The sequence below is a fragment of the Kribbella catacumbae DSM 19601 genome (genome assembly GCF_000372465.1).
Taxonomy (GTDB): domain Bacteria; phylum Actinomycetota; class Actinomycetes; order Propionibacteriales; family Kribbellaceae; genus Kribbella; species Kribbella catacumbae.
Map to the genome: position 1 here is coordinate 89,278 of NZ_AQUZ01000002.1, position 17,841 is coordinate 107,118.

Here is a 17,841-nt window from a genome sequence, read left to right on the forward strand (position 1 = left end):
GCGGTGTTCTGAGTGCGCTGCCACGGACGGCAGTGAGACAACCTCCAGAGGGTTCCCCCGGTGCTGGCCCGAAAGGGTCCCCCCGTCCCGGGCCGGTACCGGGACGGCCGGATCCAGACCGTGCGATGCGCAGACCTCAAGCGGTCACCAGCGCCGGGGAAGCCTCCTTCCTGGCCACACCCATCTGGTGATGCGGTGGCTCCGAACGATTCACGTCCCGCCCCGTCGAGCGAGAGGCTGGCGCATGTATGCACCGGCTCCACTAAAACGTCAGCTGAACCGATCGGGTCTGGTGTTGCTCGGGCCGGCTTTCGTTGCTGCGGTCGCCTACGTCGACCCGGGCAACTTCGCCACCAATATCGCGGCCGGTACGACGTACGGCTATCTACTCTGTTGGGTGGTGGTCGGAGCCAACTTAATGGCCGTCCTGGTCCAGTACCTCGCGGCCAAGGCCAGCATCGCCACTGGGCGGACCTTGCCGCAGCTATGTCGGGAACAGTTCAAGCGATCCACCTCGACCGGGCTCTGGGCGCAGGCGGAGCTGGTCGCGATCGCCACCGATCTGGCCGAGGTCGTCGGCGGCGCGATTGCGCTGAATCTGCTCTTCGGAGTTCCGCTGTTGCTGGGCGGCGTGATCACCGGGCTGGTGTCGTTCGCGTTGCTGATCTACCAGTCGAAGCGTGGCCAGCGGCCGTTCGAGGCAGCGATCGTGGGACTGCTCGCGGTGGTGCTGATCGGATTCGTGGTGTCGACGGTGCAGTCGCATCCGTCGGGTTCGGCGGTCATCGGCGGCCTGGTACCGCGGCTGGAGGGCACCGACTCACTGGTCCTGGCCGCGGGCATGCTCGGCGCGACGGTGATGCCGCACGCGATCTGGCTGCACGGTGCGCTCGTCACCGATCGGCACGGTAAGACGCTGCGGTCGACGGTCGGGAAACTGCAGGTGCTCAAGGCAACGAGGTTGGATGTCGGGATCGCGATGGCGCTGGCCGGTGCGGTCAACCTGGCCATGGTCGTGGTCGCCGCCGCCGCGCTGCAGGGATCGGGCGCCAACACGTTGGAGGCAGCACATCAGGCGTTCGGCGACAACCTCGGCCGGATGCCCGCACTGCTGTTCGCCCTCGCACTGCTCGCGTCGGGCTTCGCCTCGTCATCGGTCGGCACGTACGCCGGATCTGTGATCCTGGAGGGCTTCTGGAAGCGCCACGTTCCGCTGGCAGTCCGCCGATTGATCACCCTGCTGCCCGCGCTCGTGATCCTCGCCATCGGGATCGACCCGAGCCGGGCGCTGGTGGTCTCGCAGGTGGTGTTGAGCTTCGGCATCCCGTGCGCATTGTGGCCGCTGGTTCGCATCACCGCGTCGAAGGCCGTGATGGGCGAGTTCGTCAACCGCTGGCAGACCACCGTGATCGCCTGCCTGGTGGCGACGGCGATCACCACGTTGAACGTCGTACTGATCGTCCTCACCTTGCGCGGTTGAAAGAACTCCACCAGCTGGTGAACGCGGAGCCGGACGGCGCCGTACTCACTCGCATCAATCACTGATTCGAGGAGCTTGATGATGAAGAGATCGTTGGCAGCCGCTGTTGCCTTTGGCGTCGTGCTCACCGCGGGCCTGACCGCAGTACCGGCCGCGTCGGCAACCGGTCGTGGTGCGGCCCCCGACATCTACCTGCTCGAAAGCAACGGGACCTTGAGCATCAGGGATTCGCAGCGGCCGTTGCTGGCCGAGCACCGGGTCAAGGTCCGCGGTCTCAAGGCGCACGACCGCCTGGTGGGCATCGACGTCCGCCCGGCCACCGGACAGCTCTACGCGATCGCCAAGTCCGGGCAGCTGTACACGCTGGACATCAGGTCAGGTCGCGCCTCAGCAGTCGGTACTGCGGCCGCCGGCGCGGTGGGCAGCACGGTCGGCTTCGACTTCAACCCCACGGTGGACCGGATCAGACTGGTCGCGAGCAGCGGCCGCAACCTCAGGCTGCATCCCGACACCGGCGCGGTCGCGGCGGTCGACGGCACGCTTGCCTACGCCGCGGGTGGTTCGGCACCCAAGGTCGCGGCGGCGGCCTACACGGACAGCTTCGCCGGCGCGACGACCACCGGCTTGTACGGTCTCGACGCTCGCCGCGACACGCTGGTCACCCAGGGCACCCTGCCGGGGACGACGCCTGCTGTGTCGCCGAACACCGGGCAGCTGTTCACCGTCGGCCGCCTCGGTAAGGACATCTCGGCAGTCAACGGCTTCGACATCAAGGGCAAGGGTCGCCAGGCCGGCTCGTACAACCCGCGCGACTACGACGCCATCGCCGCAGTACAAGGCGACTACGGCCTGTACGGCGGCTCGAAGCTGGTCCGGGTCGACCTGCGGACCGGCCGGACCACGCCCTTGCTGGCGCTCGGGCTGGGCGAGGTCGTGGGACTCACCTACGCCGCTCGCTGACTTCACGGGCCGCCGGGACATCCCGGCGGCCCCTGCCTGCGCGAGGAGACGATCAGTGCCAGGATCACCGCCACGGCGACCGCTGCGGACCGAGCACGACCTCAGCCGTGACGACGGCATCGGGGCGGCGTACTCCGAACACGGTGCCGAGCTGTACCGGTTCGCGCTGCGGCAGCTCGACGACGAAGGCGCCGCGACCGACGTCGTACAAGAGACCTTCGTCCGGGCGTGGCGAGCGGCTGATCGCTTCGATCCGTCGGTCGCGAGTCTGCGGGTCTGGCTGTTCGCCATCGCCCGCAATCTCGTGGTCGACGAGACGCGCCGCCGCGCTGCCCGGCCGGTGACACCGCAGCCGCCGGATCTGTTGACCGAGCTCGGTCCGGTCACGGACAACGCCGACGACAAGGCGGTGCTGAGCTGGCTGGTCGAGGAGGCCTTGCAACGGGTCAGGCCCGAGGCGCGTTCGGCCCTGGTCGAGACCTACCTGCGCGGCCGCCCGTACGCCGAGGTCGCGGCCGAGCAGGGCGTTCCGGTCGGTACGTTGCGCAGCAGGGTCTTCTACGGGCTGAAGGCGCTGCGCCTGGCGATGGACGAGATGGGAGTTGAACTGTGAACAGCGAAGAGCATCGCCGGCTGCGCGAATTGCTGGGCGCCTTTGCTCTCGGCCAGTTGACTGAGACCGAGCACACCGCAGTACAGGCCCATCTCGACGGCTGCGCGACCTGCCGTGCCGAACTGGCGACGATCGAGCCACTGGCCGACGCACTCGAGCTGGTGGACCCTGCTCGTTTGGACCGGCTCCCGGCCGCGCCGCCGTACTGGCTCGAAGAGTCCGTTCTCGCTGCCGTGAGGGCCGAGCCCAGGCGGATCCATCCTTGGCGCAGGCGGCTGGTGACGGCAGCGGCCGTCCTGGTGATCGGCGCGGCCGGTACCGGGTTGGGCTACGCGCTTGCTCCCGATCCACCGAAGATCCCGCTCGAACCGGTCCAGGTGACCACGGTGGCGGCCGGCGTACGGTCTACGGCGCAGGTGGTTCCGCACACCTGGGGCATGGAGATCAAGCTGGCCGGTACGGGCTTCGTCGCCGGCCAGCGCTACCACGTGACCGTAGTCGGCGTCGACGGCCGGATCGCAGCGGCGGGGGAGTTCATCGGTACCGGTACCAAGCCCATGCTGTGCAACCTGAACTCGTCCGTACTGCGGGCCGAGGCCCAATCCTTCGAGGTCCGCGACGAAACAGACCAGGTCGTGCTCAGAGGCCAGGTCTGAACAGAGCGGGCCGGTCTCCCTCAGGGAAGGCCGGCCCGCTCTGTGTTCGGGTCAGTAGGTGATCGCGGCAACCACCTTGTTCGGGTCGACGAGGAACGGCGCGACCGCCGTCAGCACGTCGGCTTTGGCGATGCCCTTCTCGAACGAGCCCTGATACACGCCGCCCTCAGCCTTCAGGCCGAGCAGGTTGCCGACGACCGCAGCATGCCTGGCCTCGACACCGAAGATGCCGGCCGCGGCCTGCAGGATCATCTTGTCCTTCACGAACCCTGCCGCCCCGAGATAGGCGCCGACACCCTTGTTCTCGAAGACGTGTGCCGTGGTCAGGTAGCTCTTCCGGTTCTCGAAGGCACCGCCGAAGTCGACCGCCGGCGCGCCGATCGGCGTACCGCCGAGCTTCTGGATCGTCGCCGTCAGCGTCGCAACGTGCGAGGCCTCGTCCGCGCCGATCTGCATCAGGTACTGCTTCTCCTTGCCTTTGACCAGATCGGCCTTGTTGCCCTGGCGGTAGAACTCCGCCTCCAGGTACTCCAGCGCGAGCGCGTAGTTCAGCACCTCGATGTCGTTCCTGAAGTCCTTTGCACTGGCGAGCGCGAATCCGTTGTTCAGGGCGCCGATCGCGACCCCGGCCGGAACCGCGGAGGCGTTGCCGTGGATCAGGTCTGCTGTCGTGTCTGTCATCAGCTGTTCCTCCTACTTTGCCAGAAAGGGCATGGCGGCCTTGAGGACCGGCCCCATCGGGAGATTGGCCTCGATCGGCGCTGGGAACGGGTTCCCGCCGGTGATCTGGGCGATGATTGCGGCGTGCCGGGACTCGACTCCGGCAATGGAGGCAGCGGCGCCCAGGATCTCAGGGCTCTTCACCAGCGTGACCTGCCCGTGGTAGGCCTTCACGCCGAGTTCCTCGAAGGTTCCGGCCAGTTTCAGGAAGTTGGCCCGGTTGGAGAACGTGCCGGCCGGGAACTTCACCTTCGGCTGTGCGACCGCCTTGCCGCCGAGGTCGGTGATCGTGGTGCGGACAGCCTTGACGTGGTCGGCTTCGTGCTGCTGGATCGGGTCGACCAGCTCGAGCTCGCGACCCTTCAGGAGGTTCGCCTTCAGGCCGGCCGTGTAGAAGGCGGCCTCGAGGTACTCCAGGGTCAACGCGTAGTTGAGGATGTCCAGATCGCTCGCGTTCGCGTCGTTCGCGCCGTAGCCACGATCGGCGGTGCCGAATGCCAGCGGGTCGCCGACCCGGGTCGCGACGTACGTGACGCCGACGCCGACCAGTGCGGCGTTGCGCAGGAAGCTGCGCCGGCTGTTCTCGTCTGCGAACTCGAGGACCGGACGGCCCCCGAAGATTGCCTTGATACCCATGACTCTCCTTGAAGCTTGCGAAGGTGTGCATCAGGTTCGTGCTGGGTTCAGGGGAACTATCGACCTCCTCAGCCGGCGCGCGCCTGCACGACGATGCGCTGGTAGTGGGCAGTGAGGGGATTGCAGGCGAACAGGGTGAGAACCCTGTCGCTCGCCTTGGTGGGCTGACGCAGTACGAACTTCACGTACTGCGACTCCGGCACGATCGTGGTCTTGAAGACCTTGTACGTCGTGCTTTTCGCGCCGACGGTGACCTTGATCGGATCACCGGGGCGGAGCTTGTCGAGATGCAGGAACGGCTTCTCGTTCGTACTGCGATGGCCGCTGATGACAGAGTTCCCCGCGACGCCGGGCAGCGGCGTACCTGGCCAGTGTCCGACACCCTTGACCAGTGCAGCCTCATCGACGCCGTTGTTCAGCTCGTCATCGAGTTCCAACCGGGGAATCGCGAGCCGGCCGAGCCGTAACTGCTCACCAGCCTTGGCCTTGATAGCCTCGATCGGTACACCGGCCGCCGGATTCTCCTCGCCCGGTGCGATCTGCGACTCGACCGGCTCACCGTTGCGAAGCTGGTCGAGCATTCGGTTCACCAACGCGTCCGGTTCCGGGCCACCAGTTGCGGCCACGGAGGGCTTCGCCAATGGCGTGATCACGCTCTGCGTACTACCGGCCGAACTCGCTTGCTCGCCGTCCGGCCCGAAGATCACCACGCCGGCTGCGACAAGAGCCGCGAAGCCGGTACTTGCCGCCAGCCACCGATAAATCGGTTTCCAGGTCTTCATACCGCTGACCATCTCCTCACGAAGCGGTGCATCAGCGATGGTTCGGAGGCAACCGGTCTGCGGATAGGTGACGCGGCAGTATTCGTCCGGCGGCTGACCCATCCCCACGCCAGAGGGCACCGAATTCCGAGTGACCGTTGATCAAGGAAATGGAGTCGACATGCTGACACTGCTCGGGATGCCGCAAGGGGCCGAATGGCTCATCATCCTCGGCATCGTGGTGCTGCTCTTCGGCTCCGCCAAACTCCCGGCCCTCGTCAAGCAACTCGGAAAATCGAAGAAGATCTGGGAAGAAGAAATCGGTCCGCGAGACAAGGCGGACGCCGAGCTCGCTGCAAAAACACGCCTGGTGGAGCGCGGTCCGGAGTCCTGACATGTTCGGCATCGGGTTGCCCGAGATGCTGGTGATCGGCCTGATCGCAATCCTTGCCTTCGGCCCCGATAGGCTCCCAGAGTTCGTCCGTACCGCGGCGCGCCTGCTCAACCAGGCGCGGGGCATTGTCGCCAACGCACAAATGGATCTCCGCGAGGAACTCGGACCGCAGTTCGCCGACCTCGAGACGAGAGAACTCGACCCGCACACCTTCGTGCGCAAACACCTCTTCGACGGTCTCGACGACGAGGCCACCACGAAGGTGGCACGAGAAGCCTGGCCGGTCGTATCGCTGCCGCCCTACGACAACGAAGCGACCTAGACCTACCCGTCGTACAGCGGGCGACCCGCGTCCGGCGCACCTTACGGCGAAGCGGACAGCCGCCGCCGGCTACCGGTCGCTGCGGCTGGTGACGTTTCTACCGCTATCCCGATGGGTGGCACCTTGTCGTTCGGAGCGTCTTTGGCTGCGGATAGGCGAGACCGGTGGTGATTTCCGTGGGTATGGGTCGCACCGATCCACTGCCTGCCCTGTCCCGAACACCAGGCATGACCTTTGACGTCGCCACCTACGCGGCCACCGCTCAAGCATTGCGGTGGGACGATCTGGACCTGGACGAGTTTCGCAGCGCTCCGCTGTCGCCCGATGCGCTGCGCTGCCTGCGCTACATGAGCGATGTCGAGACGCACACCGTCTGCTACCTGCGGGACCTACTCGTCACGCCCTCGCACACCGACCCCGAGGTCACCACCTTCCTCACGATGTGGAACTGGGAGGAATACTGGCACGGAGAGGTGCTCGACGACGTGCTCGCGGTCCACGGCGTACCGACCGGCCCCGAGCACACCCGGGCCCTGCGCAAGCGACTCGGCTGGCAGGACCGGATCTCACCGATCGTCCAATCGGTGATCGCGAACGTGCTGGGCGCCGATTTCGTGGCGACGCACATGACCTGGGGCGCGATCAACGAGTGGTGCACCCACGCCGGCTACTCCCGCTTCATCGAGGTCGAAGACAGCCCGATGCTGACCGAGATCCTGCGCCGCATCGCCAAGCAAGAGACCCGCCACATCTCCTTCTACAACAGCCAGGCCCGCGCCCGCCTGGAGAACAATCCCCGCGCCCAGCGCATCACCCGCTTCGCCCTGAAACACAAATGGGGCATCGTCGGCTCCGGCGTGATGCCCGCCGGCGACGTACGCCATCTACTGACCTACCTGTTCGGCGGCGCCGACGGTCTGGTCCAGGCGCGCAAGATCGACACCAAAATCGATACCCTCCCAGGTCTTCGGGGCCTGCACCTGGTCGAACGGGAACTACACCGCTACGGCATCATCGAGCACCCGTCCGGACTCAGCACAGCCGAACCCAGCCCGAGGCCACATCGGCGGCCGCATTCAGCAGCTGCTCGCGCAAACGGACTGACTAAAAGCAACCGCCTACGTCGGTTGTTCACGCTTCTCCGCTGAGATCTTCAAACACCGTCAGAACCTTCACAGGCAGTGTCGGCCGCCTCGGCGTCCGCACTTTCGGCTTGCAGTAGCTCGCGAGCAGCGGCGGCGTAGCGGATGGCGGTGGGCGCAGTGACGCCGAAGACGGCTGCTAGGTGGAGTGGGTCGAAGCCGCGGACGAGCGCTTCGTCGAGCTGTCTGTCTTGGCGAAGTCGTTCAATCGTGGCGGTGAGTCCCCGGACGGGCTGGTTGAGCCAGCTGGACGTGACCGGGCTCGTTTTCATGGCCGTTTGGCGGCTGATGATCAGGTGCGGGTTGGTGCTGCGTGGCCACAGCTTGGTCCGGTAGTCGAGCCAGTCCCTGATGGCCTGGTAGGTGAGGTCGTCGACGGGACGTGTGAGACCTGCGATGGTGATCCGCCGGTTGCCGAGGTCGACGTTGTCGAGCTGGAGGGTGCGGATGTCGCCGGTGCGGGCGGCGTGGACCGCGGCGAGGGTGAGAACGAGTCGCGGTAGCGGGGTGCTGGTGTCGTTGACCTTGGAGACGGCGTCGGTGATGTCGTCGGGCTGCAGCGGGATGAGGGTTCGGTAGCTCCAGATGCCTTTGGGGAGCTTGGTGGTGGGATCTCGGAAGATGGTGCCGGTGCGTTTGCAATGGCCGAACAGGGAACGCAGCGCGGTACGGGTCCGACCTTGCTTGTTGCCCTGGAGCGGGCTGGTGCCGTCGGCGCCGTTGAAGAGGTCGAGGAGGTCTTCGGTGGAGACTTCGCGTAGGTGGGAGTAGCGCTGAGACCATGCGGTAAGAGCCGGCAGCAGGGTGCGGAGGTAGCTGCGCACGGACTCTGGGGCGCGTGGGCGGCTGCGTGGTCCACCGTCGCGCAGCCGTAGGTGCCAGGCCGTGACGTCGTCGCGGATTCCGGGGGCGAGTAACGCGACCTTGCGCTCGAGCCAGCGGTCCTGCGTGGGGACTCGATCGTCGTCCAGGAGCCCGATCGCAGCGAGCACGGCGGTCGTGCGTTCGACCGGGATCCGGCGAGACCGCAGAGCCGGGAAGAGCTCGCTGTGCCGAACAGCCTCGCCGTGCTTGTTGGTTGACAGCACGATCACGAGACCGACGTTGACCTCGCGGAGCGCCAGCGGTGACCAGCCGCGGCGCTCGGCGAGATCCTGAGCTGTGTGGAAGGCCCAGTTCAGCCAAGGGTTGTCGGACTCGAAGTGGAAGTAGCGCCGATCGACTCGCTCTGGCAGTACGGCTCGGGTGTAATCGCGAGCCATGTCGAACAACCGCAGCTGCGTACCCCCGATACAGTGGCGGCTCGGTATGGTCAGCGGCGGGAGCCGCTGACCATACGTTCGCCGGTCGGCTGGCCGTGAGGGCTTTGGGTCGGTTTTGCGGGGGCGCTGCATGTGCGCGAAGAACAGTTGGTGGTAGCGGGTGTCGGTCATGTGTGGAGTCAAGCCCCAGTGTGGTGTGCCCCGCATCCGGTCGCTGGCACATACCCAGCACAATCGGCAAAAGCCCTTGCTGAGCGCGATCGTGCGCGCGCAACCGCCGCAGACCCCAACGGGATGGTAGAAGCTGAAGCGATGGCACGGGCTGCACCGGCGGCCTGGTAATCGCCCCCAGGCGAAGCAGTCCACGCAGCTCGACGGTGGTTTTCTGGTCAACCTCAAGTCGCCCTTCGGATCCCCGTCAGAGTGGTGGTAGGGATCGTCCGTCGCGGCGCTTGGGTGTTATGGCTGGCGACGCGCCGCCATGTCCGGATGCCTGCGCAGACGGCTTCTCTGCGTCGTCTGATTGCGCGATGACCTTGTCGGGCTCGGGGAGTAGCAGTTCGTTGACCGGGCATTGCAGCACGGCGCAGATCACGTCTAGGTCGTCGAGTTTGATACTTGCAGGCTGACCGGACCACAGGTTCGACATCTTGCCCGCGGAGATAACCAGGCCGTGATCTGCGAGCATCCGCTGCAACTCGCTGGCCTTCCAGATGCTGCGATTGGCAGCGGCGAGCCGCAGATTCCACTTCATGACAGTGTTCCTTCCTGGAGTCCGTTCAGTCGATCGGCGGCCCGCTGGCTGCCAGCGATCCAGGCGTCCTCGATCCGGGTTCGGTGGACGTGGACGTAACGCATCGTGGTGAGGATCCAGGAGTGACCGAGTAGCTCTTGGATTGCGAGCAGATCCATCCCCGACAGGTAGAGCTGGCTCGCGCAGAAATGCCTCAGTACATGTGGAGTGAGCTTGCCCGCCCAGGCCGGCAGGTGTGCCGCCGTCGCCTTGACCAGACCGCGCCGCAGTGCATCGTCACCCACCCGCGCACAGCTCCCGTCGAGGTTCTTGCGTTCGGACGGAAAGAGCGGCGCACCAGGCCGCAGGTGATCGTCATCGAACTGGCCCCAGACGTCCTCGATGAACCAGCGCAATGTACGGTCGGCGCCGTTGATCAATGGCACCAGCCGCTCCCTGGGCCCGCTGCCTCGGCTGCCTTTGCCCCAGCGAACGTGCAGCTTGCCGAATCGGCCCAGGTCCCAGCGCACATCGGCCAGATCCAGACAGCGGACCTCGTTGACACGCAGACCAACCTTCGACATCAACCGGGATGCGGCGAAGTCTCGTGCCACCGGAGCGAACTTTCGGCACCCGGCAAGTTCGTCGCGCCAGCCCCCGAACAGCGCTTCCAGCTCCAGCTCGGTCGGCGGTATCCGCAACGAGGCCGCGGTGACCGCTCGCGGCCGGTTCAGCTCGTCCAGCGGGCACTCGACCATCCGCCCTGTCAGCTGATGGATCTCGACCTTGTGTCGCAGCTCGAGATACTCGAAGAACACGCTCAACGAGCTGGCCCGGCTGGCCCGGGTCGTCTTCGGGCTGCTGCGCAGGACCCGCCCGAAGTAGGCGTCGGCGTCAGCCGGCTCCATCTCCCACAGCGGACGACCAAACCATGCCCGAACATGCTCCAGCCGGGCGACGTCGGCCTGGATCGATGAATCCAGCAACCCCGCAGACGCTCGCGCCAACACGAACCCAGCCAGGACATCGGTCTCGTAGCCAGCCAGCTCCTCCGGCCCAGCCAAACCACGGCGATCCCGCAGGTCACGAACCACAGCCAGGCTCAAGTCCCCCACCTTCGACTTCACTCGAGGCAGGAATTTGTCATTGCTGCCGATGCTTCTTCAGAATTACTGAAGCTGCATCATGTCGAGGTGCCATGGTCAGAGGCAAGGCAACACGCCAGGTCACAGCTACGCGGCCGCAACGAGCTTCAACTCCGGACTCGAGAAACCCACGGGATATTGGACTAGCTCCTACCGCAAGATCCTGACCGCGGAGGACGCACTCCACGAGTGACAGCCATGCATAGCTGCGGTCGCCTCCAGCAGGTCGGCTGGTGGCTGCGGCGTGCCTCCACAACGAGTGAAGCAGTCGTTCGACTTCTGCGTCGAACCCCGTTGCCTTAACCCGTTCCATCGGAACGGTCCGACTTTGTCGCCGCAGCCCGGCATGATGGAGCGAAACTGCTCAAGACGAACGGCGCGTACACCATGTCATCCACCTCATCAAAGGACCCGATCCCCAGCGACGGCGAACGGAACGCACTGGTTGGCTACAGCGCCCAGTTCGGGCTGGCAGCAAAGCTCGTCGAGCGCTATATACCCACGCTGGAGTGGATACGCGTCGCAGATCCCAGCGCGGGTGTGGCGGACGACTTCCAATTCGTTTCGGCAGGGCGCCGGCACGCGCTGCAGGTCAAGTGGTCACAGTTCCCGACCACGTTGAACTTCAGCGACCTGTTCGGCAGCGTCAAAGGAAAGCCATCTCTGTTCGCAGGGCTCGCGGGCGCCTGGAAGCGTATCCGCAAAGAGTGGACCGGACCCCTGACGGTTCATCTGTGCACGAACAACAGTCCCTCGATCGCGAAGCCAACGGCTGGCACTGCCCTGGCGACCGCTCTAGTCACCACCCGGCATTTCGCGGCGTTCCTGTCGCAGTCGTTCATCCCAGTGCGAGACGCACTCCGGCTCAACCCGACTGACGAGTGGTCACAGATCGCCTCCCACGACCTGGTCACTTCCTGGTCGGACACGTGGTTGGCCATCAAGGACGCCAGCGGGCTGGCTGAGGACGAGTTTGCGGACTTCCTCCGTGACTTCGATTTGGCCCTCATCCCACTCGACCACTCAGACCTGCTGCCGCCGCGCGCCATCAAGGACCAGAACCACCTCGCAGCGACCCTCCAGCAAATCGTCGTCGACCCCGCCAAAATCGTCCAGCTCAACCGATTTCAACTCATGGCCAGACTCGGCTGGTCTTTACGAACCCGCTACCAGAATCCACATCGCTTCCCTGTCCCCGATACCTACACCGCGAACAGCGCCGCACGCACTGCGCTCGAGGCTGCGATAGCCGGCCACTCGCACGGATACCTCGCAATCATCGGACCGCCAGGCTCCGGAAAGTCGACCCTCGTGGAGAAGATCTCCATCACCGGTCGCCTCATCAGGTACTACGCGTTCGTTCCAGATGCTCCGGACCCGTTAAGTGGTCGCGGCGAGGCACAAAGCTTCCTGCATGACCTTTCCCTGGCACTCGAGGAAGCCGGTATCTACCGCGACGGTTTCGGCACCGACATCGTCGGCCAACGAGAGGTGCTGTTCGCCCAGCTCACGCGAGCCGGCGATGCCTACGCCAAGGACGGCACCCGAACCACGATCGTCATCGACGGGCTCGACCACATCCCGCGCGAACAGAACCCGACCCGGTCCCTAATAGACGAACTTCCTCCCCCTGCCGCGTTACCTGCAGGAGTATGTGTCGTCCTAGGCTCACAGACCACCTCGATATTGCCCACGCCGGTCCGAGAAGCCTTGAAGGACGACCAGGATGGCGCGCGCGTCGTCGAGGTCCCACCCCTCTCGGACGACGAGGTCGAGTCGATCGCGAATCTGGCCGGACTGGACGACTGGCTGTTGCCTGGACAGATACGCGATCTGGTGGACGTCAGCGAAGGCCACCCGTTGGTGCTCACTTACCTGATCCAAGATCTACGCAGTCTTGAGACCGGGCCAGACGAAGAAGCACGTCGTAACGTCGCCGGGCACACGCTCACGGCCGCAGCCGAATACCGCGGTAGCATCGACCAGCGATATAGCCACTACCTCGGGTCTCTGGCGGAAGACGACGACGACGTCTTCGCCATCCTCGGAACAGTGTGCCGACTTCGGATCCCAATCGACCTCGAGTGGCTGGAGACCTGGGTCGAAGCCGCCGCAGTCACGCGGTTCGCAAACCTGACGCACACGTTCTTCCGCCGCGAAGACAATGAGTGGACCTTCATCCACAACAGCTTCCGTCGATTCCTGGTCGACCAGACCGCGATGGTCGGCGGCCAAATTCGCGACTCGAGGTCACGCCAACTTCACGAGCACCTCGCCGACCGGTGCGCCGCAAGCACGGACTGGCCCCAGTACCAAGATGAGGAACTCGGGCAGCGCTACCTCGCCGGACAGTTCCAGCAGGTCCTCGACGCCGCCACACCTGCGCATCTCCGTGGGAGCCTGATCGCGGGCCGACCCTACGGAGTCGTCCGTGACCAGGCCGTCGTCGTTCTTCGAGCCGCAGCAGAAGCTCACGACTACCGAGCCCTGAACCGCTCACTCATGTTCATCAACGAACTGCACCAACGTGACTACGTTATCGACGCCGACACGATGGCAAAGACCATGAGCTATGTGGACCCAGCGCGAGCTGTAGAACACGTTGTTCAGGGAAGAAGCCTCCGGATCGGGGCTCCTGCAGCTCTGGAGATCGCTGCCGGTCTGGCCGCAGACAACTCGCTTGAATCGGCCGAATCGATTGTACGCGCCGCCGGCGGGCTCCAAGGCCTGACCGCTGACCTGGGCCGTTCCCACGCGCGCCCGCACGAATGGAGGCCGAGCCTCGCAGACTGGGCCGAAGTCACCTGGTACCGCTCAGGACTCGACCGTGTACTCGACGAGTTGGACCACCTTCTTCCGCTCCCTGGACCGATCATCGAGGCAAACAGCACTGGAACCAGCGACGACGATGACGACCTCAGCATCAGTGCCGGACAGCCGATCGCAGATTCCGCCCAGGTAAGTGCCGGTGGGGACCAGGTTGGCGACGCCCTTGTGAAGGCGTCCGATGGACAGACCGGTGACCCGATCGATGCGGCCGATGAAGGCGATGCCGAGACGACCGATGACACCACCGAGGCCACGGACCCCGGCAGCACCGGGCCGATGGTTGGGGATTACCGGCGGAAAGCCGAGCACGAAGCACGCCTGGCGAGAGAAGCGCGGGCTGCGGTTGTATCGGCACGAAACGCGGTTCATGCCCGTTGCTTCGACCTCGCCGACAGCGTCCGCGACGGCGAAGCGTTGTCGCGCCTGGCCGAAAGGATCAACGCCGAGTCCGGTTTTGACTGGCGCGCGCGTATGCACGTCGTCGCCGCTCGCACGGCGAACCAAGATGGAGATCCCGTCGAAGTACTACGCCAAGTCCGGCTGCTTCTATCGATCGAGAGCCCCGTCAACCCTCAGTCGTCAGGCTCGAGCACAGCCGACGCAGCCAACACGGCCACCGAGCAGCCGGACGAGCAAGCCTCGGCTGACCCGCTCGTCGACGTCCTCCCCATGGCCGATGCCGACCACAGCGATCCCTCTATTGCCGGTGCTGCGGCGCTCGACGCTGACGACACGGAAGTAGACGACGAGGAGGCAACTCCTCCGAGGCACCGCCTGTCCCTCAATCTCCGAGTCACCGCAGCCAATGCGCTCGCGTTGTCCGGCCAGGCGCATGCTGAGGAGTTCCGTGAGCTCCTGCCACCTGAAACCAAACCAGCCTGGCCGGACTTTGGCGGTTCCTCGTACGGTCTGAGTACCTATCGGACGATTCAACTCGTGCTCCGCATGCGCGAGCTGCATCACCTGATCGGCATCTACGACACGATCCCTGCAGCCGGCCTCGAGGTCCCTGCCTCGGCAACCGACCCGGCCCGCACGAAGTTCGTTGCGGCAATGACCGATGTCGCCCGGCTCGAAGCACAGGCAATGGCGTCCTCGATGGGTCTCGCCGCGCTCCCCGATGTTCCGGCATTCGCGGAATCCGTTATTCGCCTCTTGGAAGTGCCGGAGGCAACGACACGACATTGGACGGGCTGGTACCGGATCCCGGAAGCAGGCATCGAGCTAATCGCCGGGTTGGTGCCGCTGGCGTACCGGTGTGGAGGCCAGACGCACCTCGACCGGATACTCGCGAAGTTCAAGGCCGCGTGGAAGCACCCTGAGCGAGCAAGCTACTGGCCTGCACGCAGACGCGTCGCGATCATCCGCGCCGCGGCCGCCTACGACGAAGCCATCGAATGGTGTCGCACAGAACTAGACAACGCCGAGGGACTCCTCGAGGGCGATCCTCACACCCGATCCGCCACCTGGCTCGAGTTCGCCAAAGCACGAGCCGACATCGCAGACCACCCGAACGCGATAGCAGCAGTCGGGCACGCCCACCGAGACGGGTGGAGCCCAGGACAACACGACGACGACCGCCAGCTGGTGACCTGGCTATCCTGGCTGACCGCGACAGCAGACATTGCCGGAATCGACCAGAGCGCTTTCCTGGAAGACGCCTGCATCTACGCCTCTCGTCTCGTCGCAGCGACTGGCGAAGGAGGCCATCAGGTCAGCGAAGCTGCCGGTGACCTTATCGCCGCGGTATTTCAGCGCGACGCTGGACTTGCCACCAGCATGGCCGAAACCTTGTGTGACCGCGGCGTCATCAAAGAACAAGACATGATCACGGCCCTCCTGCAGGGTGCAGCTCGGCGAACGGACGTCGCCCCGGAGCTGGTCGGATCCTTGCTGACTGAACTGCTCATGCCGCTCACGCCAGATACTCCGGACGACCTCGAAGAGACCCTTCTCGATCGGTGCACGAACACGGCGGCAATGACCGAACAGTTCGCGCGCGCTCGCTTGCTCTGGTCGGTTTCTACCCCTCGAACTGCCGACGAGGACACGACCCCGCCACCCCCAGCCGGGGCGACCATCACGGAAGAGGGCCCTGTCCTGCCGCTCGCCGCAGCCCTAGGCCAGATGCGGTCCCACAACGATCTCGCCGTCGCAGCAGACACAGCGCAACGCTGGTCGCGCTCGATCGAGCAGTTCACTGGAGCGGCTCATCGGCCGCTTGCGCTAGCTGTCCTGGAGCAGGTGCAGCGAATCCAGTTGGGCGACCTCGACGTGGCACGAGCTGCAGGGATCGCATCACGTGCCGGCGCGACGGACGAGGCCCGAGAAGCGCTCAGTCACGTCCTTGCCCGAACCACCCCCTTCGGTTGGAAGCGCAACTGGGATGGCGGAAGCCGCCTCAAACTGTTCGAGGCCGCGATCCGCGACAGCACAGACGACCTCGTCGACCTCGCAGCCCGCGACCTGGCCGGCCTGGTTGCGTCGAACGCTATCGCCGGAGACTTCTTCCCAGGCGACCTCAGACGCTTCGCTGAACTGTTCGGGGGGACGGACCTGGTCGCGCAGTGCTGGGCTGACATCCGTGACTACCTCGACGTCTTCGCGCCGGCTAACGAAAAGCTCGCTGGGCTGCAGCCCAACATCGCGGACCAGCCCGAACTTGAACTCATCACCTGGACGTCAAAATCCCTCGCCCACCCGGTCAGGATTATCGACTTCGGGGCCCGCCGAGTACTCGCCCACAACTACACCCAGCACCGAACCGATGTTGAGCTGGCTCTCGCGGAATCAGTTGCAGCCGGCGGTTGGTTTGCCGAGGCGGCTCTGCACGTCCTCGTCCGGGTCAGTGCCGAAACCGCTACCTCCACAGCAAACCCCACGACGTCCCAGACCACCCCTGCAGGTCTATCACCCGCACTGATAGCCGCCCTCCAAGAGGCAGCTATCAGTGATGATGCCCTCAACCGCCACCTCGCATCCCAGGCTCTGAGTCTCAACGGACTTCGACCTGCGATAGCTGCTACGGCCGACCTCCCGGCGTTCTACAGAATCGAACTGCCGCCACTACCCGAACGTGATGTGCCTGCCCTCAACCGAAATGGCGTTCCGTTCGTCGACACCACTAACCCGCAACAAGTCATCGCTCCCTACGACGAACTACTCGCCGGCGTCGCCGGCGCTGTCAGGATCGAGGCCAATACCCTGTACCACCGCGCGGCATCACTGGGACAAGCCAAACCCGATCGATGGACCGAGGGCGGCCACAAGGCACACTCTGAGCGGCTAACGAGAAGAGGCAACCGGCACTTCTATCGACCCTGGGCCTACATGATCGGCCGCCGCGCCAGCGCACGCGTCCTAGCAGAACTGATCGACGCCCATGTCCTGCCCCACGGGCTGCACTCCCCTTGGTTCGCCGTCCTCTTCGACGACATCTTGAACTGGATCACTCCACACCCACTCGACTACACGACGCCGTTGCCGTGGCGTTCACCCGAGGGAAAGGATTACGCCTCAAAGGAGTGGTGCGACGAAGCCCAACCGGCAGCCGAACACTACGCAGAGACATTCGCTGGCAACCACGTACTCAGCGAGAACTCCGAGTGGCGGTGGCTTACATGGGAGACCCCCAAGGAAATCCGTCGTGTACGAACCCGATACGGCAGACCCACCACAACACTCCTAACCACTGAGCCTGCATCTACCACAGAAATGACCGCCTACGACGCAACGGGCTACCCCGCCCTGCGCGACCTGACCTGGTCCCACGAAGAACTAGTCGTCCGCGGAAGCTCGTATGACTCTGACACCGAGCGCCTCCATTGGCTCGCGCTGCATCCCGCAGCCGCGCACGCTCTAGGTTGGATCAAAAGCGACACTACGTTCGAGTGGATCGGCGGCGACGGCGACTGGCGAGCCCGAAGCGTTTTCCGCATTCGAGGACAGCTCAGCCATCGGCCGCCCGCGAAGGCCACCTGTGCTGAGGTCTGGCAAGTCATCCTCAGCGACCAGGGATGGTCAGAACTGACCACGAGGTTCCCGAATCTCGAACGCACCGTCAAGGTGAACCGCGTGATCGAGGAGGACCAACGAAAGCAACGGGGCCGGGTCGAGTCGAGCGCTACGGCGACCATCGCTGACGTCCCCCACGTAGAGCCGCCAGTCTAAGTCCGCACGTCGAGCACA

The 17,841-nt window shown here is 65.0% G+C and carries 14 protein-coding genes; 8 read left to right on the forward strand and 6 right to left on the reverse strand.

What is annotated here, in order from left to right; all coding sequences use genetic code 11:
* Positions 1-244: 244 nt before the first annotated feature.
* The 4 genes from A3ES_RS0102580 to A3ES_RS0102595 all read left to right on the forward strand — a co-directional run bounded on the left by A3ES_RS0102580 (position 245) and on the right by A3ES_RS0102595 (position 3,709).
* Positions 245-1,480, forward strand: a complete 1,236-nt coding sequence (locus tag A3ES_RS0102580; protein ID WP_026162499.1) for an Nramp family divalent metal transporter — start codon at positions 245-247, stop codon at positions 1,478-1,480.
* Positions 1,481-1,561: 81 nt separating this feature from the next.
* Entirely contained in the window at positions 1,562-2,440 is an 879-nt protein-coding gene (locus A3ES_RS0102585) for a DUF4394 domain-containing protein (protein WP_020385210.1), read from the forward strand.
* A 55-nt stretch (positions 2,441-2,495) separates the two neighbouring features.
* Complete coding sequence (locus A3ES_RS0102590) at positions 2,496-3,053, forward strand: sigma-70 family RNA polymerase sigma factor (protein ID WP_020385211.1); 558 nt, start codon at positions 2,496-2,498, stop codon at positions 3,051-3,053.
* Entirely contained in the window at positions 3,050-3,709 is a 660-nt protein-coding gene (locus tag A3ES_RS0102595) for an anti-sigma factor family protein (RefSeq protein WP_020385212.1), read from the forward strand. Before A3ES_RS0102590 ends, A3ES_RS0102595 begins: the two co-directional genes overlap by 4 nt.
* Positions 3,710-3,760: 51 nt before the next feature.
* Here the strand turns inward: A3ES_RS0102595 and A3ES_RS0102600 are convergent, their stop codons facing one another.
* The 3 genes from A3ES_RS0102600 to A3ES_RS53390 all read right to left on the reverse strand — a co-directional run bounded on the left by A3ES_RS0102600 (position 3,761) and on the right by A3ES_RS53390 (position 5,847).
* On the reverse strand, positions 3,761-4,390 hold the full coding sequence (locus A3ES_RS0102600) for a ferritin-like domain-containing protein (protein ID WP_020385213.1): 630 nt from the start codon (positions 4,388-4,390) through the stop codon (positions 3,761-3,763).
* Positions 4,391-4,402: 12 nt separating this feature from the next.
* A complete protein-coding gene (locus A3ES_RS0102605) occupies positions 4,403-5,065 on the reverse strand; it encodes a ferritin-like domain-containing protein (RefSeq protein ID WP_020385214.1) in 663 nt (220 codons plus the stop codon).
* A gap of 68 nt (positions 5,066-5,133) precedes the next feature.
* On the reverse strand, positions 5,134-5,847 hold the full coding sequence (locus A3ES_RS53390; RefSeq protein ID WP_157630283.1) for a class E sortase: 714 nt from the start codon (positions 5,845-5,847) through the stop codon (positions 5,134-5,136).
* Between the two features lie 160 nt (positions 5,848-6,007).
* On the opposite strand from A3ES_RS53390, the gene A3ES_RS45995 reads away from it, so the two are divergent.
* The 3 genes from A3ES_RS45995 (at position 6,008) to A3ES_RS0102625 (ending at position 7,690) form a co-directional block, all read left to right on the forward strand.
* Positions 6,008-6,220 (forward strand): twin-arginine translocase TatA/TatE family subunit, encoded by a 213-nt coding sequence (locus tag A3ES_RS45995; RefSeq protein ID WP_020385216.1) that lies wholly within the window; start codon positions 6,008-6,010, stop codon positions 6,218-6,220.
* A gap of 1 nt (position 6,221) precedes the next feature.
* A complete protein-coding gene (locus A3ES_RS0102620; RefSeq protein WP_020385217.1) occupies positions 6,222-6,542 on the forward strand; it encodes a sec-independent translocase in 321 nt (106 codons plus the stop codon).
* Between the two features lie 227 nt (positions 6,543-6,769).
* Positions 6,770-7,690 carry a ferritin family protein gene (locus A3ES_RS0102625; RefSeq protein WP_020385218.1) on the forward strand — a complete coding sequence of 307 codons (921 nt, stop codon included), beginning with the start codon at positions 6,770-6,772 and terminating at the stop codon, positions 7,688-7,690.
* Positions 7,691-7,695: 5 nt separating this feature from the next.
* Here the strand turns inward: A3ES_RS0102625 and A3ES_RS0102630 are convergent, their stop codons facing one another.
* The 3 genes from A3ES_RS0102630 to A3ES_RS0102640 form a co-directional block, all read right to left on the reverse strand.
* The gene (locus A3ES_RS0102630; protein ID WP_157630284.1) at positions 7,696-8,946 is read right to left on the reverse strand and encodes a site-specific integrase; all 1,251 of its coding nucleotides are present in this window, start codon (positions 8,944-8,946) and stop codon (positions 7,696-7,698) included.
* A 418-nt stretch (positions 8,947-9,364) separates the two neighbouring features.
* Positions 9,365-9,700, reverse strand: a complete 336-nt coding sequence (locus tag A3ES_RS0102635) for a helix-turn-helix domain-containing protein (protein ID WP_020385220.1) — start codon at positions 9,698-9,700, stop codon at positions 9,365-9,367.
* Positions 9,697-10,794, reverse strand: a complete 1,098-nt coding sequence (locus A3ES_RS0102640) for a tyrosine-type recombinase/integrase (protein ID WP_420323121.1) — start codon at positions 10,792-10,794, stop codon at positions 9,697-9,699. Before A3ES_RS0102640 ends, A3ES_RS0102635 begins: the two co-directional genes overlap by 4 nt.
* Before the next feature lie 417 nt (positions 10,795-11,211).
* Here A3ES_RS0102640 and A3ES_RS0102645 point away from each other — a divergent pair, with 417 nt between their 5' ends.
* Positions 11,212-17,823: an ATP-binding protein gene (locus A3ES_RS0102645; RefSeq protein ID WP_020385222.1), complete on the forward strand. Its 6,612-nt coding sequence runs from the start codon at positions 11,212-11,214 to the stop codon at positions 17,821-17,823.
* Positions 17,824-17,841 lie beyond the last annotated feature (18 nt).

Bases quoted from the DNA above. Each gene is read 5' to 3' on its own strand.
- A3ES_RS0102580 (WP_026162499.1), top strand. From the start codon at position 245: ATGTATGCACCGGCTCCACTAAAACGTCAGCTGAACCGATCGGGTCTG.
- A3ES_RS0102645 (WP_020385222.1), top strand. From the start codon at position 11,212: ATGTCATCCACCTCATCAAAGGACCCGATCCCCAGCGACGGCGAACGG.
- A3ES_RS0102600 (WP_020385213.1), bottom strand. From the start codon at position 4,390: ATGACAGACACGACAGCAGACCTGATCCACGGCAACGCCTCCGCGGTT.
- A3ES_RS0102620 (WP_020385217.1), top strand. From the start codon at position 6,222: ATGTTCGGCATCGGGTTGCCCGAGATGCTGGTGATCGGCCTGATCGCA.
- A3ES_RS0102625 (WP_020385218.1), top strand. From the start codon at position 6,770: ATGACCTTTGACGTCGCCACCTACGCGGCCACCGCTCAAGCATTGCGG.
- A3ES_RS0102635 (WP_020385220.1), bottom strand. From the start codon at position 9,700: ATGAAGTGGAATCTGCGGCTCGCCGCTGCCAATCGCAGCATCTGGAAG.
- A3ES_RS45995 (WP_020385216.1), top strand. From the start codon at position 6,008: ATGCTGACACTGCTCGGGATGCCGCAAGGGGCCGAATGGCTCATCATC.
- A3ES_RS0102630 (WP_157630284.1), bottom strand. From the start codon at position 8,946: ATGGCTCGCGATTACACCCGAGCCGTACTGCCAGAGCGAGTCGATCGG.
- A3ES_RS53390 (WP_157630283.1), bottom strand. From the start codon at position 5,847: ATGAAGACCTGGAAACCGATTTATCGGTGGCTGGCGGCAAGTACCGGC.
- A3ES_RS0102605 (WP_020385214.1), bottom strand. From the start codon at position 5,065: ATGGGTATCAAGGCAATCTTCGGGGGCCGTCCGGTCCTCGAGTTCGCA.
- A3ES_RS0102585 (WP_020385210.1), top strand. From the start codon at position 1,562: ATGAAGAGATCGTTGGCAGCCGCTGTTGCCTTTGGCGTCGTGCTCACC.